25 protein-coding genes are annotated in these 26,441 nt (G+C 70.3%); 24 read left to right on the forward strand and 1 reads right to left on the reverse strand.

The features are described 5' to 3' along the window. Positions 1 to 20 precede the first annotated feature (20 nt). The gene (locus tag FZ988_RS11585) at positions 21 to 1,769 is read left to right on the forward strand and encodes a S8/S53 family peptidase (RefSeq protein WP_149204195.1); all 1,749 of its coding nucleotides are present in this window, start codon (positions 21 to 23) and stop codon (positions 1,767 to 1,769) included. Positions 1,770 to 1,815: 46 nt separating this feature from the next. Then, the gene (locus FZ988_RS11590; RefSeq protein ID WP_149204196.1) at positions 1,816 to 4,566 is read left to right on the forward strand and encodes a CHAT domain-containing protein; all 2,751 of its coding nucleotides are present in this window, start codon (positions 1,816 to 1,818) and stop codon (positions 4,564 to 4,566) included. On the opposite strand, the gene FZ988_RS11595 is transcribed toward FZ988_RS11590, so the two are convergent. Continuing rightward, positions 4,453 to 5,337 (reverse strand): S8/S53 family peptidase, encoded by an 885-nt coding sequence (locus FZ988_RS11595; protein ID WP_149204197.1) that lies wholly within the window; start codon positions 5,335 to 5,337, stop codon positions 4,453 to 4,455. The two genes, FZ988_RS11590 and FZ988_RS11595, sit on opposite strands and share 114 nt — an antisense overlap. 331 nt (positions 5,338 to 5,668) lie before the next feature. Between FZ988_RS11595 and rplJ the strand changes: the two genes are divergently transcribed. From rplJ to rplE, 22 genes are all read left to right on the forward strand, one after another. After that, complete coding sequence (gene rplJ / locus FZ988_RS11600; RefSeq protein ID WP_149204198.1) at positions 5,669 to 6,199, forward strand: 50S ribosomal protein L10; 531 nt, start codon at positions 5,669 to 5,671, stop codon at positions 6,197 to 6,199. Positions 6,200 to 6,288: 89 nt separating this feature from the next. Next, the gene (rplL, locus tag FZ988_RS11605) at positions 6,289 to 6,675 is read left to right on the forward strand and encodes a 50S ribosomal protein L7/L12 (protein ID WP_149204199.1); all 387 of its coding nucleotides are present in this window, start codon (positions 6,289 to 6,291) and stop codon (positions 6,673 to 6,675) included. 325 nt (positions 6,676 to 7,000) lie between these two features. Continuing rightward, positions 7,001 to 10,507 (forward strand): DNA-directed RNA polymerase subunit beta, encoded by a 3,507-nt coding sequence (gene rpoB / locus FZ988_RS11610; protein WP_149204200.1) that lies wholly within the window; start codon positions 7,001 to 7,003, stop codon positions 10,505 to 10,507. A gap of 108 nt (positions 10,508 to 10,615) precedes the next feature. Continuing rightward, positions 10,616 to 14,494, forward strand: a complete 3,879-nt coding sequence (locus tag FZ988_RS11615) for a DNA-directed RNA polymerase subunit beta' (RefSeq protein WP_149204201.1) — start codon at positions 10,616 to 10,618, stop codon at positions 14,492 to 14,494. Between the two features lie 388 nt (positions 14,495 to 14,882). Then, entirely contained in the window at positions 14,883 to 15,254 is a 372-nt protein-coding gene (rpsL, locus tag FZ988_RS11620) for a 30S ribosomal protein S12 (protein WP_149204202.1), read from the forward strand. A gap of 1 nt (position 15,255) precedes the next feature. Next, positions 15,256 to 15,726, forward strand: a complete 471-nt coding sequence (gene rpsG / locus FZ988_RS11625; RefSeq protein WP_149204203.1) for a 30S ribosomal protein S7 — start codon at positions 15,256 to 15,258, stop codon at positions 15,724 to 15,726. A gap of 65 nt (positions 15,727 to 15,791) precedes the next feature. Next, on the forward strand, positions 15,792 to 17,894 hold the full coding sequence (fusA, locus tag FZ988_RS11630) for an elongation factor G (RefSeq protein ID WP_149204204.1): 2,103 nt from the start codon (positions 15,792 to 15,794) through the stop codon (positions 17,892 to 17,894). A 115-nt stretch (positions 17,895 to 18,009) separates the two neighbouring features. Further along, a complete protein-coding gene (gene tuf / locus FZ988_RS11635) occupies positions 18,010 to 19,200 on the forward strand; it encodes an elongation factor Tu (protein ID WP_149204205.1) in 1,191 nt (396 codons plus the stop codon). Between the two features lie 415 nt (positions 19,201 to 19,615). Beyond that, positions 19,616 to 19,924 carry a 30S ribosomal protein S10 gene (gene rpsJ / locus FZ988_RS11640; RefSeq protein WP_012867945.1) on the forward strand — a complete coding sequence of 103 codons (309 nt, stop codon included), beginning with the start codon at positions 19,616 to 19,618 and terminating at the stop codon, positions 19,922 to 19,924. A gap of 16 nt (positions 19,925 to 19,940) precedes the next feature. Further along, positions 19,941 to 20,603, forward strand: a complete 663-nt coding sequence (gene rplC, locus FZ988_RS11645; RefSeq protein WP_149204206.1) for a 50S ribosomal protein L3 — start codon at positions 19,941 to 19,943, stop codon at positions 20,601 to 20,603. A 5-nt stretch (positions 20,604 to 20,608) separates the two neighbouring features. After that, positions 20,609 to 21,307: a 50S ribosomal protein L4 gene (gene rplD / locus FZ988_RS11650; protein ID WP_149204342.1), complete on the forward strand. Its 699-nt coding sequence runs from the start codon at positions 20,609 to 20,611 to the stop codon at positions 21,305 to 21,307. Then, positions 21,304 to 21,606, forward strand: a complete 303-nt coding sequence (rplW, locus tag FZ988_RS11655; RefSeq protein WP_149204207.1) for a 50S ribosomal protein L23 — start codon at positions 21,304 to 21,306, stop codon at positions 21,604 to 21,606. The genes rplD and rplW overlap by 4 nt, the downstream gene beginning before the upstream one ends. Positions 21,607 to 21,643: 37 nt before the next feature. Next, positions 21,644 to 22,486 (forward strand): 50S ribosomal protein L2, encoded by an 843-nt coding sequence (gene rplB / locus FZ988_RS11660; RefSeq protein WP_149204208.1) that lies wholly within the window; start codon positions 21,644 to 21,646, stop codon positions 22,484 to 22,486. Between the two features lie 15 nt (positions 22,487 to 22,501). Further along, positions 22,502 to 22,783: a 30S ribosomal protein S19 gene (gene rpsS / locus FZ988_RS11665; RefSeq protein WP_034223448.1), complete on the forward strand. Its 282-nt coding sequence runs from the start codon at positions 22,502 to 22,504 to the stop codon at positions 22,781 to 22,783. Between the two features lie 67 nt (positions 22,784 to 22,850). Beyond that, positions 22,851 to 23,219 carry a 50S ribosomal protein L22 gene (gene rplV, locus FZ988_RS11670; protein WP_149204209.1) on the forward strand — a complete coding sequence of 123 codons (369 nt, stop codon included), beginning with the start codon at positions 22,851 to 22,853 and terminating at the stop codon, positions 23,217 to 23,219. Then, positions 23,219 to 24,046 carry a 30S ribosomal protein S3 gene (gene rpsC, locus FZ988_RS11675; protein ID WP_149204210.1) on the forward strand — a complete coding sequence of 276 codons (828 nt, stop codon included), beginning with the start codon at positions 23,219 to 23,221 and terminating at the stop codon, positions 24,044 to 24,046. Before rplV ends, rpsC begins: the two co-directional genes overlap by 1 nt. A gap of 2 nt (positions 24,047 to 24,048) precedes the next feature. After that, positions 24,049 to 24,468: a 50S ribosomal protein L16 gene (gene rplP / locus FZ988_RS11680; protein WP_149204211.1), complete on the forward strand. Its 420-nt coding sequence runs from the start codon at positions 24,049 to 24,051 to the stop codon at positions 24,466 to 24,468. After that, positions 24,468 to 24,710, forward strand: a complete 243-nt coding sequence (rpmC, locus tag FZ988_RS11685; protein WP_149204212.1) for a 50S ribosomal protein L29 — start codon at positions 24,468 to 24,470, stop codon at positions 24,708 to 24,710. Before rplP ends, rpmC begins: the two co-directional genes overlap by 1 nt. A gap of 14 nt (positions 24,711 to 24,724) precedes the next feature. Then, positions 24,725 to 25,021, forward strand: coding sequence for a 30S ribosomal protein S17 (gene rpsQ / locus FZ988_RS11690; protein WP_149204213.1), 297 nt, complete (start codon positions 24,725 to 24,727; stop codon positions 25,019 to 25,021). Between the two features lie 122 nt (positions 25,022 to 25,143). Then, positions 25,144 to 25,512, forward strand: coding sequence for a 50S ribosomal protein L14 (gene rplN / locus FZ988_RS11695; protein ID WP_149204214.1), 369 nt, complete (start codon positions 25,144 to 25,146; stop codon positions 25,510 to 25,512). A gap of 2 nt (positions 25,513 to 25,514) precedes the next feature. Next, the gene (rplX, locus tag FZ988_RS11700) at positions 25,515 to 25,856 is read left to right on the forward strand and encodes a 50S ribosomal protein L24 (RefSeq protein ID WP_149204215.1); all 342 of its coding nucleotides are present in this window, start codon (positions 25,515 to 25,517) and stop codon (positions 25,854 to 25,856) included. Next, on the forward strand, positions 25,856 to 26,440 hold the full coding sequence (gene rplE, locus FZ988_RS11705) for a 50S ribosomal protein L5 (RefSeq protein ID WP_149204216.1): 585 nt from the start codon (positions 25,856 to 25,858) through the stop codon (positions 26,438 to 26,440). The genes rplX and rplE overlap by 1 nt, the downstream gene beginning before the upstream one ends. Position 26,441: the final 1 nt, after the last annotated feature.

Below are 26,441 nucleotides of genomic sequence, written 5' to 3' on the forward strand. Positions count from 1 at the left end.
CCTCGAGGCGAGGGGACGAGATGACCGAGGGTACGTACGGCCGGCCGGGCGACGGGCGGGGGAAGGACCCGGGCGACGGGGCGCAGGGCCCGCCGGACGGCGGGACCGACCTGACGTGGCGCATCCGGGTCCTGGACCCGCGGACCGCGGTGCGACGCGGGGACGCGCCGCCGCCGGCCCCGACCACGTACGTCGCCGACCGCGTCCTCCTCGCGGGCGGGGAGGGTGCCAAGGCGGAGCTCGCTGCCGAGCTCGGGCGTGCCGCTGCGGAGCGCGGGTGGATGGTGACCGTCGAGCCGGGCGTGGACCAGGATGCGGCGCTGCTGCGCCGCGCCGACCTCCGTCCGGAGCTGCTCGCCGGCGTGGTGCCGGCGTTCTCGGCAGTGCGCCTGGCGCCCGCGGACGCCGCGGGTCCTCCGCCCGACGCCTGGGAGCTCGTCGAGGCCGTCGGCGGGCGTGCCGCGGCGACGGGTGCGACCGTCGCGCTCGACCACGTGCTGGTCGCGTCGATCGGGCCGTCGATCGGTGGGTCGCCGTACACGCAGCCGCACCCCTACACGCAGCCCCACCCGTACACCCAGCCCCACCCGTACACCCAGCCGCACCCGTACACGCAACCGCACCCCTCGGCCGCGCTCGCCGAGTACGGCTCCGCGGGCCGCGGCGGCCGCAGCCCCGTGACCTGGGTGGGCCCGCGGCCGGCCCGACGCCACGCGTCGGGCAAGAGCGCCTTCGTCACGGCCGACGGCATGGCCCGGCCGGTCGTGGCCGTCCTGGACACCGGCACCGGCGAGCACCCGTGGTTCGACGGGGACGTCGTCGTGCGTGACCCGGAGGTCCTCGGCGTCCCCGTCGGCCCCTACCCGCGGCCCGCCGTCGCGCTGCACGACCCCGAGGTCGGCGGCATGGCCGTCGACCCGCTGACCGGGGGCCTCGACCCGGCCGCCGGGCACGGCACGTTCATCGCGGGCCTGGTCCACCAGCGCTGCCCGGACGCCGTCGTCCTCTCGTGCCGGCTCTACGGGGGCGAGGGCATCGTCTCCGAGTGGGACCTGCTGCGTGCGCTCCGACGCCTCCTCCTCTTCCACGTCCTGGGCCTGCACGGACGCGCCGGCCACCACCCCGTCGACGTGGTCAACCTGTCCCTCGGCTACTACCACGAGCGTCCCGGCGACGCGGTGTTCGACGGCCCCTTCGGCGCATGCCTCGCGGCGCTGCGTCGGCACGGGGTGGCGGTCGTCGTCTCCGCGGGGAACGACGCCGACCCGCGCCCGTCGTACCCGGCTGCGTTCGCCCCGCGGCTGGACCCCGCGACGGCCCCGCCGACCCCGCTCGACCCCGCGTCCCTGACGTGGGCCGAGCCCTGCGTCGTGAGCGTGGGCGCCCTCAACCCGGACGGCACGACGGCGCTGTTCAGCAACGACGGCGCGTGGGTCACGTGCCGACGGCCGGGCGCGGCCGTGGTGAGCACGCTGCCCGTGACGCTCGCCGGGTCGCTCACGGCGTCACGCAGGCTGCGGGGCCGGGTGCCGGACGAGCGCCGGGCCACCATCGACCCGGACGGGTTCGCGGGCGGCTTCGGGGTGTGGAGCGGGACGTCGTTCGCGTCCCCCGTGCTCGCGGGTGATTTGGCCGCCGCGGTCCTGGCGGCCCGGGAGGCGGGGAGCACCGTGGCGGCTGGCACGACCTGGGACGACGCCCTCGCCGCGCGGTGCGTGCACACCTGGGAGGCGATCACCGCGACGACGGGGCTCGCGCCGCACCCGTGACGACGGGCGTCGGGTCCGTGGCGCCCCGGCCGTCGGCGTGGCCGAGGTGACCACGGGGCGCACCGGGCGGTCCGGACGCCCCGTGCGGCCGGCGCGCGTCCCGGCCGGCGTGCCCGCGCGTGACCTGCGCAGGGCACGCGGCGCGCTCGAGGCCGGGCTCCTGCAGAACGCGGCCGGGCACCCGGTGCGCGCGTCGCAGCGCTTCCGGTCGGCGCTGCGCCTCCTCGGTCAGGTGGCGGACGACGGGCCGGGCCGGGCAGGTGACGGGCCGACGCCCGGTGGGGCTCGCGGGGTGCCGGGCGCTGACCCGGACACGGCGTACGTGCGGGCGCGGGCCCTGCTCGGTCTGGTGATGAGCGACTTCGAGCTGCGGGCCGACGTGGCCGCGAGCGCGACCGCGCTCGACGAGGCGGAGCGCTGGGCCCGGGTGGCCGGGGCGAGCGCCGTCGAGGTCGCCGTCCTGGGCCAGCGGGGGCTCCTGGCGATGCGCGCCGGGAACCCGGCGGCGGCTCTGCGGGCGCTCGACCGTGCGGTCGCGCGGATCGGTCGGGCCGAGCCTGTCGACGCGTGCGTGCTCCTGCTCAACCGGGGCTCCCTGCACCTCGACGCGGGCCGCCTCGCCCAGGCCCGTGCAGATCTCGAGGAGTGCGCTGCCCGCGCCGGCGCAGCGGGGGACGTGATGCTGCTCTTCAAGGCCCGTCACAACCTCGGCTACCTCGCGTTCCTCGAGGGCGACCTGCCGGCCGCGCTGGCCGCGATGGCGGAGGCGGCGCAGATCGAGCACGGCGGGTCGCCGGCCGTCGCGCTCCTCGACCGTGCCCAGGTGCTGCTCGAGGCGGGGCTCACCACGGACGCCGACCGGAGCCTGGGGCGGGCGGCGGAGCTGTTCGCCGGCCAGGGGCTGTCCCACGACCTGGCGGAGGTCGAGCTGGCCCGCGCGCACTGCGCGCTCCTCGCCCGTCGACCCGAGGCTGCGCTGCGCTGGGCGCGCTCCGCCCGGCGGCGGTTCGTCCGGCGCGGCAACAAGCCCTGGTCGGCCCGCGCGGAGCTCGCGGTGTGCCGGGCCCGTGTCGCCGTCCTGCTCATGACCGAGCCGCGGCCCGTCGCGTCGCTCGTCCGGGTCGGCGAGCGCGCGGCTGCCCTCGGTGCGCGCGCCGGCGGGGGAGCGCCGCCCGGCGGGGTCGCCCGCGCAGCCTCGGTCACGGCGGCCGAGGCCTTCGTCGCGGCGGGGCGCGTCGACCGCGCACGTGCCGCGCTCGACGCCGCCGGTCGGCTGGGCCGCCACGACCCGCTCTCGCTGACGGTCCAGGCCCGGGTCGTCCGCGCCCAGCTGGCGTTCGCCGCGGGGCAGGACGCGCTCGCCCGCCGGCATGTGCGCGCGGGGCAGGCGGCGCTCGCCCTGCACCGTCGTCAGCTCGGGTCCGTCGAGGCCGTCGTGGCGGCTGCCGTGCACGGCGACCGCCTCACGGAGGTCGACGTGGGCGCCGCCCTGCGTCGCGGGGACGCCGCGGCAGTGCTCGACGCGGTCGAGCGTGGTCGTGCGACCTTCGCCGGGCCCGCGCGCGTGCGGCCGCCCGGGGACCCGGTGCTCGCCGAGCTCCTCGCGGACCTTCGCCGCTGCCTCGAGCGTGAGCGCGCGCTCCCGCTGGACGGCGGGCCGGCGGTGCGTGCGGAGCGTGAGGCGTCGCGACGGGAGGCGGACCGCCTGCGGACGCTCGCCCGCGAGCAGGCCTGGCGCCTCGGCGAGGGGACGACGGCGCCGACGGCCGTGCGCGCCCGCGACCTCCGCGGAGCGTTCGAGCGGGCCGGACGCTCCGCGGGCCCGACAGTGGTGGACTACCTCGTCGACCGGGGCGTCGTGCACGCGGTGGTGGTCGACCCGGCCGGTGCGCGCCTCCTGCACCTCGCGGACGTGACCGAGACCGACGAGGTGGCGCGGCGGCTGGCCGCGGACCTGCGGGTCCTGGCGAACCCGCTCCTGCCCGCCCCGCTGCGTGAGGTCGCCGAGCGTTCGTTGGCCCGCGGGCTCGAGCGGCTCGACGCCCTCCTCGTGCGGCCCGTGGGGTGCACGGGACCCCTGCACGTCGTGGCGGGAGGGTGGATGGTGACCCTGCCGTGGGGTCTCGTGCCGTCCCGGGTCGGTCGCCCGACGAGTGTCGGCGAACGGCTCGAGCTGTCGGCCGGTCCGCCCATGGCGGCCCGCGACGTCGTCGCGTTCGCCGGCCCCGACCTCCCGCACGCCGAGGCCGAGGCCCGGGCCGTCGTCGAGGCGTGGTCCGGCGGCACGCTCCTCTCCGGTGAGGACGCCCGGTGCTCGGCTGCCGCGACCGCGCTGCGCACCGCGCGCGTCGTGCACCTCGCGGCGCACGGTCGGCACGAGACGGACAACCCGCTGTTCTCGTGGGTGCGTCTGGCGGACGGCCCTCTGTTCGCGCACGAGCTCGACGGGCGGCCGCTGCCCGCGACCGCCGTCGTGCTGTCCGCGTGCGAGGTGGGGCGTGCGTCGGCCCGGCCGGGGGAGCAGGTGCTGGGCCTCGCGAGCGTCCTGCTGCGACTCGGTGCGTCGTGCGTCGTCGCGGCCCTGGCCCCGCTGCGGGACGACCTGGCGGCCCGCGTCATGCCGGCGCTGCACGAGCGGCTCGCGGCAGGTGCGGGGCCTGCCGCAGCGCTCGCGGCCGCGGCCTCAGGCGTCGACGAGGTGGTCCCGGTCGCGTGCTTCGCGCCGTGGGCGCCCCTGGGCGCGGTCGGGCACGTAGGGCACCTCGGGGACACCGGGCTCGCCCGCCCAGGCGGCTGACGCGTCGGGCAGGGCGTCCGGGCGGCCGAGGAGGCCCGCCCAGGCGCCGGCGGCGAGCACCGCGGCGGGTGCGGAGCCCGTGAGGCGTACGGGGCCGTCGGGGCCCGCGGCCGGCACGTCGCGGCCCGGTGCGGCCAGGTGCGCGAGGTGGCTGCTGCTCGGCAGCATCGCGGCGCGGTCGTGCCCCGTCACAGCAGCGACGCCGCTCACCGAGGCGGGGAACGTCAGCGTGTGGCTCCCGGCGGTCTCGGCGGCGACGAACACGCGCGTCCCGCCCTCGGCGGCGGCGCGCACGGTCACGGCGACGCGGCGGGCCGGCCGGACCCGGACGAACGGGAGCACGAGGACCTGGGCGCCCGCGTCGAGCGACCACCGGACCGCGCTCACGATGCGCTGGTCCGCGCACGCGCCGTCGACGTCGTGCACCGGTGCGACGAGGAGCTGCGCCTCGGGGACCAGGCCGCGCACGTGCGCGGCGCCCTGACCGACGAGGAGCGACGCGAGCGCGGTTCCGCCGGCCGTGTGCTCGTGCGAGGCGCGCCCGCGACCCGCGGGGCGGGTCGTCACCCGGGCGCCGCGCAGGTCGGGGTGGCGCAGGTCGGGATACCCGGCGAGCAGGGCGATGCGGGTGCCGGCCCCCGAGCGGTCACGGCCGAGGACGGAGTACTCGAGCAGGGGGACCGGGCCCGGCGGCCGACGACGGTCCGCGAGCCAGCGCACGGCCAGCCAGCGGGAGAGGTCCACCACTGCCACGCCCACGGGGTCGGACATCACGCCTCCTCGTCCGGGCACGGGGTGCGCCCTCGTCCCTCAGGAGCGAGCGGTGCGCGCCGTGTGACGGCGGGGTCGTGATTTGGTTCCCCTGACCACCTCGCGTACGCTGTCAGGGCCCAAGACCGCAGGTTGTCGGCTGCCCCGCTCGCGGGGTGGTGGACCGAAGTCCCGCTCTCGAGCGGAGGCCGGCGCAGGCGAGACTCATCGATGGTGTGCTGTGCCCTGCGGGGCAGGTGCGCCGCTGCGAGCCCCGCGCCTGCGCGGGGCTCTTCTCTTTGTCCGGACCCGGTGCCTCGACGACGGCGGTACGACCACCGGAAGGATTGCCATGGCGAGGCCGGACAAGGCAGCCGCAGTCTCCGAGCTCACGGACCAGTTCCGTGACTCGAACGCTGTCGTGCTGACCGAGTACCGCGGGCTCACCGTCGCGCAGCTCAAGCAGCTGCGTCGCGCGCTCAGCGGCAACGCAACCTACGCCGTGGTGAAGAACACGCTGTCCGCCATCGCGGCCAAGCAGGCTGGCGTCGAGATCTCGGACGACCAGCTCGCGGGCCCCTCGGCCGTCGCCTTCGTGACCGGTGACCCGGTCGAGGCGGCCAAGGGCCTGCGTGACTTCGCCAAGGCCAACCCGCAGCTCGTCATCAAGGGCGGTGTCCTCGACGGGCGCCCCCTGACGGCCGCGGACATCACCAAGCTCGCGGACCTCGAGTCCCGCGAGGTCCTGCTGGCCAAGCTGGCCGGCGCAATGAAGGCGTCGCTCTTCGGGGCGGCTTACCTGTTCACCGCGCCTGCGGCCAAGGCCGTGCGCACCATCGATGCCCTGCGCGAGAAGCGGGCGACCGAGGAGCAGGCCGCCTGACCTCGGTCAGGCACCCGCCCCTCGACACACCACCCCACCTGCTCGCCGACCCGTCGTCGGCGCAGGGCAACTAGGAAGGACACGCCACCATGGCGAAGCTCACCACCGAGCAGCTGCTCGACGCGTTCAAGGAGCTCACGCTCATCGAGCTCTCCGAGTTCGTGAAGGCCTTCGAGGAGACCTTCGAGGTCACCGCCGCCGCCCCCGTCGCTGTCGCCGGCCCCGCCGTCGCCGGTGCCGCTGCCGCCGAGGAGGTCGAGGAGAAGACGGAGTTCGACGTCGTCCTCGAGGCCGCCGGCGACAAGAAGATCCAGGTCATCAAGGAGGTGCGCGCGCTGACGAGCCTCGGCCTCAAGGAGGCCAAGGACCTCGTCGACGAGGCCCCCAAGGCCGTCCTGGAGGGCGTCAACAAGGAGGCCGCCGAGAAGGCGAAGGCCGCTCTCGAGGGTGCCGGCGCGACCGTCACCGTCAAGTGACTCGCTGCCTCTGAGGCATCCGGCGCGTCCGCGCGCCACGCAGTGACATGAGTGCCGTCGAGGCCCGTGCCCCATCGGGGTGCGGGCCTCGACGCGTCGAGCGGGGCGGTCGCCGGGGTGCCCGTCAAGTCGTCGGATGACCCTGCTGGACAGTCGGAGACAGACCGGGTACGCTAGCGCTTTGCGCTGGCTTGTGCCTGCCCACCCCTCAACCCGCCCTCGGTCCCGAGCTCTGCCCGGTCCCGAACCGATCGCCATGGGCTGGTAGAGCAGGGTAGGCCAAAGACCGGCGCGCGTGCACTCGATCCGCAGGGAAGGACCCCTCTTGGCTGCCTCGCGCACCCCTTCTGCTCCTCATGCCGACGCTATCGCGAACCGCACCGCGTCTCGCCGCGTCTCTTTCGCCAAGATCCACGAGCCTCTCGAGGTCCCTGACCTTCTGGGTCTGCAGACGGAGAACTTCGACTGGCTGCTCGGCAACGCCGCGTGGCAGGAGCGCGTCGCCGCCGCCGTCGAGGCGGGCCGGCAGGACGTCCCGGAGACCTCCGGTCTGGAGGAGATCTTCGAGGAGATCTCGCCGATCGAGGACTTCGGCGGGAGCATGTCCCTCTCGTTCCGGGACCACCGCTTCGAGCCGCCGAAGTACACGGCGGAGGAGTGCAAGGAGAAGGACTTCACGTACGCCGCGCCGCTCTTCGTGACGGCGGAGTTCGTGAACTACACGACCGGTGAGATCAAGAGCCAGACGGTCTTCATGGGCGAGTTCCCGCTCATGACCGAGCGCGGCACCTTCATCATCAACGGCACCGAGCGCGTCGTCGTCTCCCAGCTCGTCCGCTCGCCGGGCGTGTACTTCGAGCGCACCGCCGACAAGACGTCCGACAAGGACATCTTCACGGCCAAGATCATCCCCTCGCGAGGCGCCTGGCTCGAGTTCGAGATCGACAAGCGCGACGCCGTCGGCGTCCGCGTCGACCGCAAGCGCAAGCAGTCCGTCACGGTGCTGCTCAAGGCCCTCGGCCTGAGCGACGCGCAGATCCGCGAGGAGTTCGCGCTCTTCCCCGCCGTGCTCGAGACCCTCGAGAAGGACCACGTCCAGACCGAGGACGAGGCGCTGCTCGACATCTACCGCAAGATCCGCCCGGGCGAGCCGCCCACGGTCGAGGCCGGCCGCGCGCTGCTCGACAACTTCTACTTCAACCCCAAGCGCTACGACCTCGCGAAGGTCGGCCGCTACAAGGTGAACAAGAAGCTCGGCATCGACGCGCCCCTGTCCGACTCGGTGCTGTCGGTCTCGGACATCGTGGCGACGATCAAGTACATGGCTGCCCTGCACGCCGAGGTCGCGAACATCCCGGGCACCCGCGCCGGCGAGGCCGTCGACGTCCGCGTCGAGGTCGACGACATCGACCACTTCGGCAACCGCCGCATCCGCGCGGTCGGCGAGCTCATCCAGAACCAGGTGCGCACCGGCCTGTCGCGCATGGAGCGCGTCGTCCGTGAGCGCATGACGACGCAGGACGTCGAGGCGATCACGCCGCAGACCCTGATCAACATCCGCCCCGTGGTGGCGTCGATCAAGGAGTTCTTCGGCACCTCGCAGCTCTCGCAGTTCATGGACCAGAACAACCCGCTGGCGGGCCTGACGCACAAGCGTCGCCTGTCCGCGCTCGGCCCGGGCGGTCTGTCCCGTGACCGCGCCGGCATGGAGGTCCGTGACGTCCACCCGTCGCACTACGGCCGCATGTGCCCGATCGAGACCCCTGAGGGCCCGAACATCGGCCTCATCGGCTCGCTCGCCACGTACGGGCGCATCAACCCGTTCGGCTTCGTGGAGACCCCGTACCGCAAGGTCACCAAGGGTCGAGTCACCGACGAGGTGCACTACCTCACGGCCGACGACGAGGACCGCTACGTCATCGCCCAGGCGAACGCGCCCCTCAAGGAGAACGGCCAGTTCGCCGAGGAGCGCGTGCTCGTCCGCACCAAGGGTGGCGAGGCCATCGACGTCGCGGGCGACGCCGTGGACTACATGGACGTCTCGCCGCGCCAGATGGTCTCGGTCGCGACCGCGATGATCCCGTTCCTCGAGCACGACGACGCCAACCGTGCCCTCATGGGCGCGAACATGCAGCGCCAGGCGGTCCCGCTGGTCCGCTCCGAGGCGCCGCTCGTCGGCACCGGCATGGAGCGTCGTGCCGCCGTCGACGCGGGTGACGTCATCGTCGCCACGAAGCCTGGTGTCGTGACCGAGGTCTCCGCCGACCTCATCACGGTGAGCAACGACGACGCGACGACGTCGACCTACCGGGTCGCGAAGTTCCGTCGTTCCAACCAGGGCACGTCGTACAACCAGCGCGTCCTGGCCGACGAGGGCGACCGTGTCGAGGTCGGCTCCGTGCTGGCCGACGGCCCGGCGACGGACGAGGGCGAGCTGGCCCTGGGCCGCAACCTCCTCGTCGCGTTCATGTCGTGGGAGGGCCACAACTACGAGGACGCGATCATCCTGTCGCAGCGCCTCGTGCAGGACGACGTGCTGTCCTCGATCCACATCGAGGAGCACGAGGTCGACGCGCGCGACACCAAGCTCGGGCCCGAGGAGATCACGCGGGACATCCCGAACGTCTCCGAGGAGGTCCTCGCCGACCTCGACGAGCGCGGCATCATCCGCATCGGCGCCGAGGTCTCCGCGGGCGACATCCTGGTCGGCAAGGTCACGCCCAAGGGCGAGACCGAGCTGACCCCGGAGGAGCGCCTGCTCCGTGCGATCTTCGGCGAGAAGGCGCGCGAGGTCCGCGACACGTCGCTCAAGGTGCCCCACGGCGAGTCCGGCACGGTCATCGAGGTCCGCACGTTCAACCGTGAGGACGGCGACGAGCTGCCCGCCGGCGTCAACGAGCTGGTCCGCGTCTACATCGCCGCCCGACGCAAGATCACCGACGGCGACAAGCTCGCCGGGCGTCACGGCAACAAGGGCGTCATCTCGAAGATCCTGCCCGTCGAGGACATGCCGTTCCTCGAGGACGGCACGCCCGTCGACGTGGTGCTCAACCCGCTCGGCGTGCCCGGCCGCATGAACGTCGGCCAGGTGCTCGAGACCCACCTCGGGTGGGTCGCCAAGCAGGGCTGGGACATCAAGCTCGCGGACCAGTCGGCGAGCTGGATCAAGGACGTCCCGTCCGCGGCCGAGCGCAGCGCGCCCGGTACGCCCGTGGCGACGCCGGTGTTCGACGGCGTCCCCGAGAACGTGCTGACGGGTCTCCTCGACGCGACGCACCCCAACCGCGACGGCGACCGCATGGTCGGCTCGGGCGGCAAGGCGCGTCTGTTCGACGGCCGCTCCGGCGAGCCGTTCCCCGACCCGATCGCGGTCGGCTACATGTACATCCTCAAGCTGCACCACCTGGTCGACGACAAGATCCACGCGCGCTCGACCGGCCCGTACTCGATGATCACGCAGCAGCCGCTGGGTGGTAAGGCGCAGTTCGGCGGTCAGCGGTTCGGTGAGATGGAGGTGTGGGCCCTCGAGGCGTACGGCGCTGCCTACACGCTCCAGGAGCTCCTCACCATCAAGTCCGACGACGTCCCCGGACGCGTCAAGGTGTACGAGGCCATCGTCAAGGGCGAGAACATCCCGGACTCCGGCATCCCCGAGTCCTTCAAGGTGCTCCTCAAGGAGATGCAGTCGCTCTGCCTGAACGTCGAGGTGCTGTCCTCGGACGGCGTCTCCATCGACATGAAGGAGAACGACGACGAGGTCTACCGGGCCGCGGAGGAGCTGGGCATCGACCTGTCCCGCCGCCCGAACGCCTCGAGCATCGAAGAGATCTGATCTCGCCGGTCCGGCGGGGGAGTCGTGTCGACGACCCCGCCGGGCCCGGCCCACGGCTCTCACCGGCCAGTCACGGTGAACATGGACAGACGAAGGAAGTAGGACACCTTGCTCGACGTCAACGTCTTCGACGAGCTGCGCATCGGCCTGGCCACCGCGGAGGACATCCGCACGTGGTCGCACGGCGAGGTCAAGAAGCCCGAGACCATCAACTACCGGACTCTCAAGCCTGAGAAGGACGGTCTCTTCTGCGAGAAGATCTTCGGTCCCACGCGGGACTGGGAGTGCTACTGCGGCAAGTACAAGCGCGTGCGCTTCAAGGGCATCATCTGCGAGCGCTGCGGCGTCGAGGTCACGCGCTCGAAGGTCCGCCGTGAGCGCATGGGCCACATCGAGCTCGCCGCGCCCGTCACGCACATCTGGTTCTTCAAGGGTGTGCCGTCGCGCCTCGGCTACCTGCTGGACCTCGCCCCGAAGGACCTCGAGAAGGTCATCTACTTCGCGGCGTACATGATCACCGAGGTCGACGACCAGGGCCGGCAGGAGGACCTCCCCAACCTCCAGAACGAGATCGACCTGGAGAAGAAGGAGATCACGAGCCGTCGCGACGTCGACATCGACAAGCGCGCGCGCAAGCTCGAGACGGACCTCGCCGAGCTCGAGGCCGAGGGTGCGCGCTCCGACGCGCGCCGCAAGGTCCGCGACTCCGCCGAGCGTGAGATGGCTCAGATCCGCAAGCGCGCGGACGCCGAGCTCGAGCGCCTCGACGCCGTGTGGGACCGCTTCAAGAACCTCAAGGTCGCGGACCTCGAGGGCGACGAGATGCTCTACCGCCAGCTCATGGACCGGTACGGCAACTACTTCAAGGGCGCGATGGGCGCCGCGGCGATCCAGAAGCGCCTCCAGGACTTCGACCTCGAGGCCGAGGCCGAGTCGCTGCGCGACACGATCAAGAACGGCAAGGGCCAGCGCAAGACGCGTGCGCTCAAGCGCCTCAAGGTCGTCAACGCGTTCCTCACGACGAGCAACACGCCCCAGGGCATGGTGCTCGACGCCGTCCCGGTCATCCCCCCGGACCTGCGCCCGATGGTGCAGCTCGACGGTGGCCGGTTCGCGACGTCGGACCTGAACGACCTGTACCGCCGCGTGATCAACCGCAACAACCGCCTCAAGCGGCTGCTCGACCTCGGTGCTCCCGAGATCATCGTGAACAACGAGAAGCGCATGCTCCAGGAGGCCGTCGACGCGCTGTTCGACAACGGCCGCCGCGGGCGCCCCGTGACGGGCCCGGGCAACCGGCCGCTCAAGTCCATCTCGGACATGCTCAAGGGCAAGCAGGGCCGGTTCCGTCAGAACCTGCTCGGCAAGCGCGTCGACTACTCGGGCCGTTCGGTCATCGTCGTCGGCCCGGAGCTCAAGCTGCACCAGTGCGGCCTGCCCAAGCAGATGGCGCTCGAGCTCTTCAAGCCGTTCGTCATGAAGCGGCTCGTCGACCTCAACCACGCGCAGAACATCAAGTCCGCGAAGCGCATGGTCGAGCGTGCCCGCCCCCAGGTGTGGGACGTGCTCGAGGAGGTCATCACGGAGCACCCGGTGCTGCTGAACCGCGCACCCACGCTGCACCGTCTCGGCATCCAGGCGTTCGAGCCCAAGCTCGTCGAGGGCAAGGCGATCCACCTGCACCCGCTCGTCTGCGGCGCGTTCAACGCCGACTTCGACGGCGACCAGATGGCCGTGCACCTGCCGCTGTCGACCGAGGCGCAGGCCGAGGCCCGCATCCTCATGCTCTCGAGCAACAACATCCTCAAGCCGTCCGACGGCCGCCCCGTGACCATGCCCTCCCAGGACATGATCATCGGCCTGTTCCACCTCACGGCGGACAAGGACGACGCGACGGGTGAGGGCCGCGCGTTCGGCTCGGTGTCCGAGGCGATGATGGCGTTCGACCAGCACTCGCTCGACCTCAACGCGGTCGTCACGCTGCGCACGCACGACCTGGTCCCCGGTGACGGCGACTTCGGTCTCCCCGAGGGGTGGCAGCAGGGCGACTCGGCGATGATCAAGACGACGCTGGGCCGCGCGCTGTTCAACGAGCTGCTCCCCGTCGACTACCCGTACGTCAACGGGGTCGTCGACAAGAAGCGCCTCTCCTCGATCGTCAACGACCTCGCGGAGCGGTACCCCAAGGTCGAGGTCGCGGCCAGCCTGGACGCGCTCAAGGAGGCCGGCTTCTACTGGGCCACCCGCTCGGGCGTCACGATCGCGATCGGCGACGTCGCGACGCCGTCGTCCAAGGCGCAGATCCTCGGTGAGTACGAGGGCCGTGCGGCGAAGATCCAGGGCCAGTACGACAAGGGCCTGATCACGGACGACGAGCGCCGTCAGGAGCTCATCGAGATCTGGACCCAGGCGACCGACGAGGTCGCGAAGGCCATGCAGAAGAACTTCCCGGCGCACAACACGCTGAACCGCATGGTCGGATCGGGTGCTCGAGGCAACTGGATGCAGGTCCGTCAGATCGCCGGTATGCGCGGTCTCGTGGCGAACCCGAAGGGCGAGATCATCCCTCGTCCGATCAAGTCCAACTACCGCGAGGGCCTGTCGGTCCTGGAGTACTTCATCGCGACGCACGGTGCCCGCAAGGGTCTGGCGGACACCGCTCTGCGGACCGCCGACTCGGGCTACCTCACGCGTCGTCTGGTGGACGTCTCGCAGGACGTCATCGTCCGCGAGGAGGACTGCGGGACCGAGCGCGGCCTGACCCTGCCGGTGGCCGAGGTGGCCGCCGACGGCACGCTGCGTCGTCACGAGAAGGTCGAGACGAGCATCTACGCGCGGACGATCGCCGCGGACGTGACGGGTGCCGACGGCACCGTCGTCGCGCACGCCGGTGACGACGCGGGTGACGTGCTCATCGACACGCTCCTCGCGGCCGGTGTCACGGAGATGAAGGTTCGCTCCGTCCTGACGTGCGAGTCGCGCGTCGGCACGTGCGCCAAGTGCTACGGGCGCTCGCTCGCGACGGGCAAGCTCGTCGACATCGGCGAGGCCGTCGGCATCATCTCGGCGCAGTCGATCGGTGAGCCCGGTACGCAGCTGACCATGCGTACGTTCCACACCGGTGGTGTGGCGTCGGCCGACGACATCACGCAGGGTCTGCCCCGCGTCCAGGAGCTCTTCGAGGCCCGCACCCCCAAGGGTGAGGGCACGATCGCGGAGTTCTCGGGCCGCGTGACGATCGACGAGTCCGACCGTGTCCGCCGCATCGTGCTCACGCCCGACGACGGCTCCGAGGAGATCGCGTACCCGCTCACCAAGCGGTCGCGCCTGCTGATCAACGACGGCGACCACGTCGACGTCGGCACCCAGCTGGTCCAGGGCGCCATCGACCCGAAGAAGGTCCTGCGCATCCTCGGCCCGCGTGCGACGCAGAAGCACCTCGTGGACGAGGTCCAGGAGACGTACCGGTCGCAGGGCGTGGACATCCACGACAAGCACATCGAGGTCATCGTGCGGCAGATGCTGCGTCGCGTGACCGTGCTCGACTCGGGTGACACGGACCTGCTCCCGGGCGAGCTCGCCGAGCGCGGCCGGTTCGAGGACGCGAACCGTCGGGCGATCGCCGAGGGCGGGCAGCCGGCCTCGGGTCGCCCGGAGCTCATGGGCATCACCAAGGCCTCGCTGGCGACGGACTCGTGGCTCTCGGCGGCCTCCTTCCAGGAGACGACCCGGGTGCTGACCGAGGCGTCGATGAGCGGTCGTTCCGACCCGCTCCTCGGCCTCAAGGAGAACGTCATCATCGGAAAGCTCATCCCGGCGGGTACCGGTCTTCCCCGGTACCGGAACGTCGCGGTCGAGCCGACCGAGGAGGCGAAGGCCGAGCTGTACCCGAGCTTCGGCTACGACGAGATCGACTTCCCGCCGCTCGGCATGGGCTCGGGCGAGGCGATCCCGCTCGAGGACATCGACTTCGGCGACCTTCGCTGATCGAGTCCTCACAGGCTGACGAGGGGGCCCACCGCACCGGTGGGCCCCCTCGTGGCCACCGGGCCTCGCTTTGACGGCCCGCGGGAGCAGCAGGTAACGTAAATCCCTGTGCCCGCGCCGTCGGGCCCTCGCGCGTGCTTCGCATGCGGCGCCGCCTCCCAGTGAGGGACCGCGTCGCGGTGATGCCGGGTGGTGGATTCATCGCCGCGCTGTCCCACCGACCAGAGCTCTGGCGGTGGGTGCCGCGCTCAGGTGGGTCGACACGCCCGGGTGCGGGGGTCGGTGTCGACGGCGCAGGACGAAAGATCCCAGGTCCGGCAGCAGCCGGACCTCATGACCGGTCAACCGCCGGTCGACCAGAGACAGACCCGACGAAGACGGAGATGTAGTGCCCACGATCCAGCAGCTCGTGCGCAAGGGACGGACGTCCAAGACGACGTCCTCCAAGACGCCGGCCCTCAAGGGGAGCCCGCAGCGGCGCGGTGTGTGCACCCGCGTCTACACCACCACGCCCAAGAAGCCGAACTCCGCGCTCCGCAAGGTCGCGCGCGTCAAGCTCTCCAGCCAGGTGGAGGTCACGGCCTACATCCCCGGCGTCGGCCACAACCTGCAGGAGCACTCGATCGTGCTCGTCCGCGGCGGTCGTGTGAAGGACCTGCCCGGTGTCCGCTACAAGATCGTCCGCGGTGCGCTCGACACGCAGGGCGTGAAGAACCGCAAGCAGGCGCGCAGCCGTTACGGCGCGAAGAAGGGTAACTGAGATGCCTCGCAAGGGTCCGGCCCCGAAGCGGCCGCTCATCGTCGACCCCGTCTACGGGTCGCCTGTCGTCACGCAGCTCGTGAACAAGGTCCTTCTCGACGGCAAGAAGTCGGTCGCCGAGGCGATCGTCTACGGCGCCCTCGAGGGTGCCCGTGAGAAGACCGGTGGCGACCCCGTCGTCGTGCTCAAGCGCGCGCTCGACAACGTGCGCCCCGCGCTCGAGGTCAAGTCCCGCCGCGTCGGTGGCGCGACGTACCAGGTGCCCGTCGAGGTCCGCCCGGTCCGGGCGACCACCCTCGCGCTCCGCTGGCTCGTCGACTACTCCCGCGCGCGTCGTGAGAAGACCATGACCGAGCGGCTCATGAACGAGATCCTGGACGCGAGCAACGGCCTCGGTGCCGCGGTCAAGCGTCGCGAGGACATGCACAAGATGGCCGAGTCGAACAAGGCGTTCGCGCACTACCGCTGGTAGTCCCGGCCGGCGCCCGCGGGGCGACCCGCGGCCACAACCGACTGCTCCAAGAAGGGCTTCACACCGTGGCACTTGACGTGCTGACCGACCTGAACAAGGTCCGCAACATCGGCATCATGGCGCACATCGACGCCGGCAAGACGACGACCACCGAGCGGATCCTGTTCTACACCGGGGTCAACTACAAGATCGGTGAGACGCACGACGGTGCCTCGACGATGGACTGGATGGAGCAGGAGCAGGAGCGCGGCATCACGATCACGTCTGCCGCGACGACCTGCTACTGGAAGAACAACCAGATCAACATCATCGACACGCCCGGGCACGTCGACTTCACGGTCGAGGTGGAGCGCTCGCTCCGCGTGCTCGACGGTGCGGTTGCCGTGTTCGACGGCAAGGAGGGCGTCGAGCCCCAGTCCGAGACGGTGTGGCGGCAGGCGGACAAGTACAACGTCCCCCGCATCTGCTTCGTCAACAAGATGGACAAGCTCGGCGCGGACTTCTACTTCACCGTCGACACGATCATCAACCGGCTCAAGGCCAAGCCGCTGGTCATCCAGCTGCCGATCGGCTCGGAGAGCTCGTTCATCGGGGTCGTCGACCTGATCGAGCAGAAGGCGCTCGTGTGGCGCGGCGAGACCGCGCTCGGCGAGGAGTACTCGACCGAGGAGATCCCGGACGACCTCGTGGAGAAGGCCGCGGAGTACCGCGCCCAGCTCATCGAGGCCGTCGCCGAGACGAGCGAGGAGCTTCTCGAGAAGTACCTCGGCGGCGAGGAGATCACGGTCGCGGAGATCAAGGCCGGCATCCGCCAGCTGACGATCACCTCCGAGGCCTACCCGGTGATGTGCGGCTCGGCGTTCAAGAACAAGGGCGTGCAGCCCATGCTCGACGCCGTGATCGACTACCTGCCGTCCCCGCTCGACGTGCCCGCCATCGAGGGTCACGACGCGAAGGACCCCGAGGTCGTCGTGCAGCGCCACCCGGACGCGACCGAGCCGTTCTCGGCTCTCGCGTTCAAGGTCGCGACGCACCCGTTCTTCGGGAAGCTCACCTACGTCCGCGTGTACTCGGGCAAGGTCCCCACGGGTGCCCAGGTCATCAACTCGACCAAGGGCAAGAAGGAGCGCATCGGGAAGCTCTTCCAGATGCACTCCAACAAGGAGAACCCCGTCGAGGAGGCCACGGCCGGCCACATCTACGCCTTCATCGGCCTGAAGGACGTCACGACGGGCGACACGCTGTGCGACCCGGGGCACCAGGTGGTGCTCGAGTCCATGACGTTCCCCGAGCCGGTCATCGACGTCGCGATCGAGCCGAAGACCAAGGGTGACCAGGAGAAGCTCTCCGTGGCCATCCAGAAGCTCGCCGAGGAGGACCCGACGTTCCGGGTCAAGCACGACGAGGACACCGGCCAGACCGTCATCGGCGGCATGGGCGAGCTGCACCTCGACATCCTCGTCGACCGCATGCGGCGCGAGTTCAAGGTCGAGGCGAACGTCGGCAAGCCACAGGTGGCCTACCGCGAGACGATCCGCCGGGCGGTCGAGAAGATCGACTACGTCCACAAGAAGCAGACCGGTGGGTCGGGCCAGTACGCCAAGGTGCAGATGACCTTTGAGCCGCTGGACTCGTCCGAGGGCGAGCTGTACCAGTTCGAGAACAAGGTGACCGGCGGCCGCGTGCCGCGCGAGTACATCCCGAGCGTCGATGCGGGCGTCCAGTCCGCGATGGAGCTCGGCGTCCTCGCCGGCTACCCCCTCGTGGGCGTCAAGGCGATCCTGCTCGACGGTGCGGCTCACGACGTCGACTCCTCGGAGATGGCGTTCAAGATCGCCGGTTCGATGATCCTCAAGGAGGCCGTCCGCAAGGCCGACCCCGTGCTCCTCGAGCCGGTCATGGCCGTCGAGGTCCGGACCCCTGAGGACTACATGGGTGACGTCATCGGCGACATCAACTCGCGTCGCGGGATGATCCAGTCGATGGAGGACGCCACGGGCGTCAAGGTCATCCGTGCCCAGGTGCCCCTCTCCGAGATGTTCGGGTACGTCGGCGACCTGCGGTCCAAGACCCAGGGCCGCGCGGTCTACTCGATGCAGTTCGACAGCTATGCCGAGGTTCCTCGTAACGTTGCCGAGGAGATCATCAAGAAGACCCGGGGCGAGTAGTCCCACAGGTCGGTCACCAGTAAGTTCACACACAACCTGTAGCGACCCGCACGCCCCGCAGGAGTCACCCGGCACCTGCATCGTTCGGAACTACCCAAGTCCGAGGAGGACCCCAGTGGCGAAGGCCAAGTTCGAGCGGACCAAGCCGCACGTCAACATCGGGACCATCGGTCACGTCGACCACGGCAAGACGACGCTGACCGCTGCCATCTCGAAGGTGCTGCACGACAAGTACCCCGACCTGAACCCCTTCACGCCGTTCGACGAGATCGACAAGGCGCCCGAGGAGAAGCAGCGCGGTATCACGATCAACATCGCGCACGTCGAGTACCAGACGGAGAAGCGCCACTACGCGCACGTCGACGCGCCGGGTCACGCTGACTACATCAAGAACATGATCACGGGTGCCGCGCAGATGGACGGCGCGATCCTCGTGGTCGCCGCGACGGACGGCCCGATGGCCCAGACGCGTGAGCACGTCCTGCTCGCCCGTCAGGTCGGCGTGCCGTACCTGCTCGTCGCGCTCAACAAGTCCGACATGGTCGACGACGAGGAGATCCTCGAGCTCGTCGAGATGGAGGTCCGTGAGCTCCTCTCCGCCCAGGGCTTCGACGGGGACAACGCCCCCGTCGTGCGCGTCTCGGGCCTCAAGGCGCTCGAGGGCGACCCGAAGTGGACCGAGTCGGTCCAGGAGCTGCTCGACGCCGTGGACGAGTCCGTCCCGGAGCCGGTCCGCGACATGGACAAGCCGTTCCTCATGCCCATCGAGGACGTCTTCACCATCACGGGCCGTGGCACCGTCGTGACCGGCAAGGTCGACCGCGGCAAGCTCGCGATCAACTCCGAGGTCGAGATCGTCGGCATCCGTCCGGCGCAGAAGACCACGGTCACGGGCATCGAGATGTTCCACAAGCAGATGGACGAGGCGTGGGCCGGCGAGAACTGTGGCCTCCTGCTCCGCGGCATCAAGCGTGAGGACGTCGAGCGCGGCCAGGTCGTCGTGAAGCCGGGCTCGATCACGCCCCACACGAACTTCGAGGCGCAGGTCTACATCCTGGCCAAGGACGAGGGCGGGCGTCACAACCCGTTCTACTCGAACTACCGCCCGCAGTTCTACTTCCGCACCACCGACGTCACCGGCGTCATCACGCTGCCCGAGGGCACCGAGATGGTCATGCCCGGCGACAACACCGAGATGTCGGTCGAGCTGATCCAGCCGATCGCCATGGAGGAGGGCCTCGGCTTCGCCATCCGTGAGGGTGGTCGGACCGTCGGCTCCGGCAAGGTGACGAAGATCCTGAAGTGACCTGTGCGAGGGCCCGGGCGTGATGCCCGGGCCCTCGCCATGTCCGGCGTGGTCCGCCGGCCGGCGCTCCAGCGCCGCCGAACGGCCCGCCGGATCAGCCCGCTCGGCCCCCGATTGGAATTCGGGCGCCGTGTCTGGCACACTGTTCAGGTTGCCTGCGCCGCCGTGCGCCATGCAGCGCTGGGGCTCGTCCCCGGGTCGGCTGCTCGGACACGGTGTGAGATCGGCAGCCACGTACGACAGACGTTGAGGGCCATGTGCCTCACCCCGAGCGGGTGCCGAGCACGGGGTCCACACAGCATCCAACGACCTCGTGCCTCACGGTGCGCAGCGCGAAGGTGTGCCGCACAGAGCGACACGCCCGAGTGCGGGGGTCGGACAGCTAGCGGTTCGAGAGAGAGAGTCAGACGACGCCATGGCGGGACAGAAGATCCGCATCCGGCTCAAGTCCTACGACCACGAGGTCATCGACAGCTCGGCGCGCAAGATCGTCGACACGGTGACGCGCGCTGGTGCAACGGTCGTGGGTCCGGTGCCGCTGCCGACGGAGAAGAACGTGTTCTGCGTCATCCGGTCGCCTCACAAGTACAAGGACAGCCGCGAGCACTTCGAGATGCGCACGCACAAGCGCCTCATCGACATCATCGATCCCACGCCGAAGGCGGTCGACTCGCTCATGCGTCTCGACCTGCCCGCGGACGTGAACATCGAGATCAAGCTCTGAGGCTCAGGAGATCACGATGACCACCCTTCCCCAGAACGCGAAGCCGATCACGGCGGTGCTGGGCACCAAGCTCGGCATGACCCAGGTGTGGGACGAGGCCGGACGCCTCGTGCCCGTCACGGTCGTGCAGGTCGGCACCAACGTCGTCACGCAGGTCCGCAGCACGGAGACCGACGGCTACGCCGCGGTCCAGCTGGCCTACGGCCCGATCGACCCCCGCAAGGTGACGCAGCCCCTCAAGGGCCACTTCGAGAAGGCCGGCGTCACGCCGCGCCGTCACGTGGCCGAGATCCGGACGTCCGACGCCGCCGAGTTCACGCTCGGCCAGGAGATCACCGCCGAGGCGTTCGCCGCCGGCCAGGTGGTCGACGTCGTCGGCACGACCAAGGGCAAGGGCACCGCGGGCGTCATGAAGCGTCACGGCTTCCACGGTGTCGGCGCCTCCCACGGTGCCCACCGCAACCACCGCAAGCCCGGCTCGATCGGTGGCGCATCGACGCCGTCGCGTGTCTTCAAGGGTGTGCGGATGGCCGGCCGGATGGGTCACGTCCGTCAGACCACCCAGAACCTGACCGTTCACGCGGTCGACGCCGAGCGCGGTCTGCTGCTCGTCAAGGGTGCCGTCCCCGGCCCCAAGAACGGCGTCGTCCTCGTGCGTACCGCCGCGAAGGGGGCGTGAGTCTCATGACGACGCTGACCGTTGACGTGATCGACGCCAAGGGCAAGAAGGCCGGCACCGCCGACCTTCCCGCCGAGGTGTTCGACGTCCAGACGAACGTTCCGCTGATCCACCAGGTCGTCGTCGCGCAGCTCGCGGCGGCCCGGCAGGGGACCCACTCCACCAAGACGCGTGGCGAGGTCCGCGGTGGCGGCAAGAAGCCCTACAAGCAGAAGGGCACCGGCCGTGCCCGTCAGGGCTCGACCCGCGCGCCCCAGTTCGCCGGTGGTGGCGTGGTGCACGGCCCGACGCCGCGTGACTACAGCCAGCGCACGCCCAAGAAGATGAAGGCCGCCGCCCTGCGCGGTGCCCTGTCCGACCGGGCCCGTGCCGGCCGCGTGCACGTCGTCGACGGCTTCGCTGTCGATGGTGCGCCGTCGACCAAGAACGCCATCGCGACGCTCGCCGCGATCTCCCCTCGTCGCCACGTGCTCGTGGTGCTCGAGCGGGGCGACGAGCTCACGTGGAAGTCGCTGCGCAACGCCGAGCAGGTCCACCTCCTGCTGGCCGACCAGCTCAACACCTATGACGTGCTGATCTCGGACGACGTCGTGTTCACGCGCGGCGCCCTCGAGGAGTTCCTGGCGCGTCCCGCGGGCCGCACGGTCAAGGCCGTCGCGACCTCGACCGAGGCGTCCGCGCTCGATGCGGAGGAGACCAAGTGAGCACTGTTGACAAGAACCCGCGCGACATCCTGATCGCGCCGGTCGTCTCCGAGAAGAGCTACGGCCTCCTCGACGAGGGCAAGTACACCTTCGTCGTCGACCCGCGGTCGAACAAGACCGAGATCAAGATCGCCGTCGAGCAGGTCTTCGGCGTCAAGGTCGCGAGCGTCAACACGGTCAACCGCAAGGGCAAGGTTCGTCGGACCCGGTTCGGGCTCGGCAAGCGCAAGGACACCAAGCGCGCGATCGTGACGCTGCGCGAGGGCACCATCGACATCTTCGGCGGGCCGGTCGGCTGACCGCCGGACCGACGAGACAGATCAAGGACTGACCTCCATGGGAATCCGTAAGTACAAGCCGACGACGCCCGGCCGTCGTGGCTCGAGCGTCGCCGACTTCGTCGAGATCACGCGCTCCGAGCCCGAGAAGTCGCTGGTCCGGCCGCTGCACAAGACCGGTGGCCGCAACAGCACCGGTCGCGTGACGACGCGCCACCAGGGCGGTGGCCACAAGCGCGCCTACCGTGTCATCGACTTCCGTCGCCACGACAAGGACGGCGTGCCGGCCAAGGTCGCGCACATCGAGTACGACCCGAACCGCACGGCGCGCATCGCGCTGCTGCACTACGCGGACGGCGAGAAGCGCTACATCATCGCGCCGAACAAGCTGTCGCAGGGCGACATGGTCGAGAACGGGCCGGGCGCGGACATCAAGCCGGGCAACAACCTGCCGCTGCGCAACATCCCGACCGGTACCGTCATCCACGCCATCGAGCTCAAGCCCGGTGGCGGCGCGAAGATGGCGCGCTCGGCGGGTGCCTCGGTGCAGCTCGTCGCGAAGGACGGGCCGTACGCGCAGCTCCGTCTGCCGTCCGGCGAGATCCGCAACGTCGACCTGCGCTGCCGCGCCACGGTCGGCGAGGTCGGCAACGCCGAGCAGTCGAACATCAACTGGGGCAAGGCCGGCCGCATGCGCTGGAAGGGCAAGCGCCCGACCGTCCGCGGTGTCGCCATGAACCCGATCGACCACCCGCACGGTGGTGGCGAGGGCAAGACGTCCGGTGGTCGTCACCCGGTGAGCCCCTGGGGCCAGCCGGAGGGCCGCACGCGCCGTCCGAACAAGCCGAGCGACAAGCTCATCGTCCGTCGCCGCCGTTCCGGCAAGAACAAGAAGCGCTGAGAAGGAGCCTGACAGATGCCACGCAGCCTGAAGAAGGGCCCCTTCGTGGACGACCACCTTCAGAAGAAGGTGGATGTCCAGAACGAGAAGGGGACCAAGACGGTCATCAAGACCTGGTCCCGTCGGTCGATGATCACCCCCGACTTCCTCGGACACACGTTCGCCGTGCACGACGGCCGCAAGCACGTCCCGGTCTTCGTGACCGAGTCGATGGTCGGCCACAAGCTCGGCGAGTTCGCCCCGACGCGGACGTTCCGCGGCCACGAGAAGGACGACCGCAAGGGACGTCGTCGCTGACCTCGGGTCGGTGACGACGGAACTCGCAGGAAGTCTTCCCATGACGACACAAGAAGGCAGGACAGCAATGGAAGCCAAGGCGCAGGCGCGGTTCGTCCGTGTCACGCCCCAGAAGGCCCGGCGCGTCGTGGACCTCATCCGTGGCAAGCAGGCCGAGGAGGCCGTGGCGACGCTGAAGTTCGCGCCGCAGGCCGCGGGCGAGACCGTCCGCAAGGTCGTCGAGAGCGCGATCGCGAACGCCCGCGTCAAGGCGGACCGCGCGAACGAGGCTTTCGACGTCTCGACGCTCGTGGTCTCCGCGGCGTACGTCGACGAGGGCCCCACCCTCAAGCGGTTCCGCCCCCGTGCACAGGGCCGCGCGAGCCAGATCCTCAAGCGCACGAGCCACATCACCGTGGTCGTCGCGCCGGTCGAGAAGAAGGAGAGGACCCGATAGTGGGCCAGAAGGTCAACCCGCACGGGTACCGCCTCGGCATCACCACCGACCACCGGTCGCGTTGGTTCGCCGACAGCACCAAGCCCGGGCAGCGCTACCGCGACTACGTCCGCGAGGACGTCCAGATCCGCAAGCTCATGTCCACGGGCCTGGAGCGCGCAGGCATCGCCAAGGTCGAGATCGAGCGCACGCGTGACCGCGTCCGTGTCGACATCCACACCGCGCGTCCCGGCATCGTCATCGGTCGCCGCGGCGCCGAGGCCGACCGGATCCGCGGCGAGCTCGAGAAGCTCACGGGCAAGCAGGTCCAGCTGAACATCCTCGAGGTCAAGAACGCCGAGATCGAGGCCCAGCTGGTCGCCCAGGGCATCGCCGAGCAGCTCGCGAGCCGTGTGTCGTTCCGTCGTGCGATGCGCAAGGGCATGCAGTCCGCCCAGCGTGCCGGCGCCAAGGGCATCCGGGTCCAGTGCTCGGGTCGCCTCGGCGGCGCGGAGATGAGCCGGTCGGAGTTCTACCGCGAGGGGCGCGTGCCGCTGCACACCCTGCGCGCGAACATCGACTTCGGCCTCTTCGAGGCCAAGACGACCTTCGGCCAGATCGGCGTGAAGGTCTGGATCTACAAGGGCGACATGACCGAGAAGGAGTTCGCTCGCGAGCAGGCCACGGCCGGCCCGCGTGCTCCTCGCGGTCCGCGCAGCGACCGTGGCGACCGCCCGGCCCGCGGCGGCGCTCGTCGCGACCGTGCCGAGGCCACCACCGACGCGCCGGCCCAGCCGGCTGCCGAGGCGGCGACCGCAGGTGCGCCCGAGTCCGGAACGGAGGCCTGAGCATGCTGATCCCGCGCAGGCTCAAGCACCGCAAGCAGCACCACCCCTCGCGCTCCGGCGCGGCGACCGGTGGCACCGCGATCTCGTTCGGTGAGTACGGCATCCAGGCTCTCGAGCCCGCCTACGTCACGAACCGGCAGATCGAGGCTGCTCGTATCGCCATGACCCGCCACATCAAGCGTGGCGGCAAGGTCTGGATCAACATCTACCCCGACCGTCCGCTGACCAAGAAGCCGGCGGAGACCCGCATGGGTTCTGGTAAGGGTTCCCCCGAGTGGTGGATCGCGAACGTCAAGCCGGGCCGCGTGCTCTTCGAGCTCGCCGGCGTCCCGGAGCCCCTCGCCCGTGAGGCGATGCGGCGCGCGATGCACAAGCTCCCGATGAAGTGCCGTTTCGTGGTACGCGAGGGTGGTGGCAACTGATGGCTATCGGGTCGAAGGAGCTCGCTCCGGTCGAGCTGGACGGCATGGACGACGACACGCTCGTCGCCGAGCTGAAGAAGGCCAAGGAGGAGCTGTTCAACCTCCGCTTCCAGTCCGCCACCGGTCAGCTCGAGAGCCACGGGCGTCTCAAGGCCGTTCGCCGCGACATCGCGCGGATCTACACGATCCTGCGCGAGCGCGAGCTCGGCATCCGTACCGCACCCAGCTCCAGCGCTGAGTGAGCGAGAGGTCACACATGAGCACCGAGACGAACAAGGTCGAGGCCGCCGCGGCGGCCGACCACCGGCCGTACCGCAAGACGCGGCGCGGCTACGTGGTGAGCGACAAGATGGACAAGACCGTCGTGGTCGAGGTCGAGGACCGGGTCAAGCACCCGCTCTACGGCAAGGTCCTGCGACGCACGAGCAAGGTCAAGGCGCACGACGAGGCCAACGCGGCCGGCGCGGGCGACCTTGTCCTCATCATGGAGACCCGTCCGCTGTCGGCGACCAAGCGCTGGCGTGTGGTGGAGATCCTGGAGAAGGCGAAGTAGTCCGACCTCAGTCCCGGGGCCTCGGCACCGGGTCCGGTCCGCAGCCCGACCACACACATCCGTTCGGCCAGGCTCGCAGGCGACAAGCGCAGCGAGAACCAGCAGACGACAGGAGTAGGTAGATGATCCAGCAGGAGTCGCGACTCAAGGTCGCCGACAACACGGGAGCGAAGCAGATCCTCTGCATCCGTGTTCTCGGTGGCTCTGGCCGTCGCTACGCCGGTATCGGCGACGTCATCGTCGCGACCGTCAAGGACGCCATCCCCGGCGGCAACGTCAAGAAGGGCGACGTCGTCAAGGCCGTGGTCGTGCGCACCACCAAGGAGCGCCGCCGTCCGGACGGTTCGTACATCAAGTTCGACGAGAACGCGGCCGTGATCCTCAAGGGTGACGGCGAGCCTCGTGGGACGCGCATCTTCGGCCCGGTGGGCCGCGAGCTGCGCGACAAGAAGTTCATGAAGATCATCTCGTTGGCTCCGGAGGTGCTCTGACCATGGCCAAGATCAAGAAGGGCGACCTCGTCGTCGTCATCTCGGGACGTGACCGTGGCAAGCAGGGTCGTGTGCTCGAGGTCGTCAAGGACTCCGACCGCATCGTCGTCGAGGGTGTCCAGCGCGTCACGAAGCACGTCAAGGCGGGTCAGACGAACCGCGGGACGCGCACCGGTGGCATCGAGACCGTCGAGGCCCCGATCCACGTCAGCAACGTGATGCTCGTGGACCCGGAGACCAAGCAGGGCACCCGGGTCGGGTACCGCACCGAGGAGATCGAGCGCGACGGCCGGACCCGCACGGTCCGTGTCCGGGTGGCCAAGCGCTCCGGTAAGGACATCTGATGAGCACCCAGACCACTGACGCGACCACCGAGCCGTCGGTCGCCCCGCGCCTCAAGACGCGCTACGCCGAGGAGATCCAGTCGGCGCTGCGCGAGGAGTTCGGCCACAGCAACGTCAACGAGGTCGCACGCCTCGTGAAGATCGTGGTCAACATGGGCGTCGGCGAGGCCGCGCGCGACTCGAAGCTGATCGACGGGGCCATCAAGGACCTCACCGCGATCACCGGGCAGAAGCCGCAGGTCACGAAGGCCCGCAAGTCGATCGCCCAGTTCAAGCTGCGCGAGGGCATGCCGATCGGCGCCCACGTGACGCTGCGCGGCGACCGGATGTGGGAGTTCGCGGACCGCCTGGTCTCGCTCGCGCTCCCGCGCATCCGTGACTTCCGTGGGCTCTCGCCCAAGCAGTTCGACGGTCACGGCAACTACACCTTCGGCCTGACCGAGCAGGTGATGTTCCACGAGATCGACCAGGACCGTACGGACCGGGTTCGTGGCATGGACATCACCGTCGTGACGACCGCGACCACCGACGACGAGGGCCGCTCGCTGCTCCGCCGTCTGGGCTTCCCCTTCAAGGAGAACTGAC

Source organism: Actinotalea subterranea (assembly GCF_008364845.1).
Lineage (GTDB): Bacteria > Actinomycetota > Actinomycetes > Actinomycetales > Cellulomonadaceae > Actinotalea > Actinotalea subterranea.

Bases quoted from the DNA above. Each gene is read 5' to 3' on its own strand.
- rpsS (WP_034223448.1), top strand. From the start codon at position 22,502: ATGCCACGCAGCCTGAAGAAGGGCCCCTTCGTGGACGACCACCTTCAG.
- FZ988_RS11585 (WP_149204195.1), top strand. From the start codon at position 21: ATGACCGAGGGTACGTACGGCCGGCCGGGCGACGGGCGGGGGAAGGAC.
- rplP (WP_149204211.1), top strand. From the start codon at position 24,049: ATGCTGATCCCGCGCAGGCTCAAGCACCGCAAGCAGCACCACCCCTCG.
- rplJ (WP_149204198.1), top strand. From the start codon at position 5,669: ATGGCGAGGCCGGACAAGGCAGCCGCAGTCTCCGAGCTCACGGACCAG.
- rplL (WP_149204199.1), top strand. From the start codon at position 6,289: ATGGCGAAGCTCACCACCGAGCAGCTGCTCGACGCGTTCAAGGAGCTC.
- rpmC (WP_149204212.1), top strand. From the start codon at position 24,468: ATGGCTATCGGGTCGAAGGAGCTCGCTCCGGTCGAGCTGGACGGCATG.
- rpsQ (WP_149204213.1), top strand. From the start codon at position 24,725: ATGAGCACCGAGACGAACAAGGTCGAGGCCGCCGCGGCGGCCGACCAC.
- FZ988_RS11595 (WP_149204197.1), bottom strand. From the start codon at position 5,337: ATGTCCGACCCCGTGGGCGTGGCAGTGGTGGACCTCTCCCGCTGGCTG.
- rpsJ (WP_012867945.1), top strand. From the start codon at position 19,616: ATGGCGGGACAGAAGATCCGCATCCGGCTCAAGTCCTACGACCACGAG.
- rplX (WP_149204215.1), top strand. From the start codon at position 25,515: ATGGCCAAGATCAAGAAGGGCGACCTCGTCGTCGTCATCTCGGGACGT.
- rplV (WP_149204209.1), top strand. From the start codon at position 22,851: ATGGAAGCCAAGGCGCAGGCGCGGTTCGTCCGTGTCACGCCCCAGAAG.
- rplN (WP_149204214.1), top strand. From the start codon at position 25,144: ATGATCCAGCAGGAGTCGCGACTCAAGGTCGCCGACAACACGGGAGCG.
- rplB (WP_149204208.1), top strand. From the start codon at position 21,644: ATGGGAATCCGTAAGTACAAGCCGACGACGCCCGGCCGTCGTGGCTCG.
- rplC (WP_149204206.1), top strand. From the start codon at position 19,941: ATGACCACCCTTCCCCAGAACGCGAAGCCGATCACGGCGGTGCTGGGC.
- rpsG (WP_149204203.1), top strand. From the start codon at position 15,256: ATGCCTCGCAAGGGTCCGGCCCCGAAGCGGCCGCTCATCGTCGACCCC.
- rplE (WP_149204216.1), top strand. From the start codon at position 25,856: ATGAGCACCCAGACCACTGACGCGACCACCGAGCCGTCGGTCGCCCCG.
- rplD (WP_149204342.1), top strand. From the start codon at position 20,609: ATGACGACGCTGACCGTTGACGTGATCGACGCCAAGGGCAAGAAGGCC.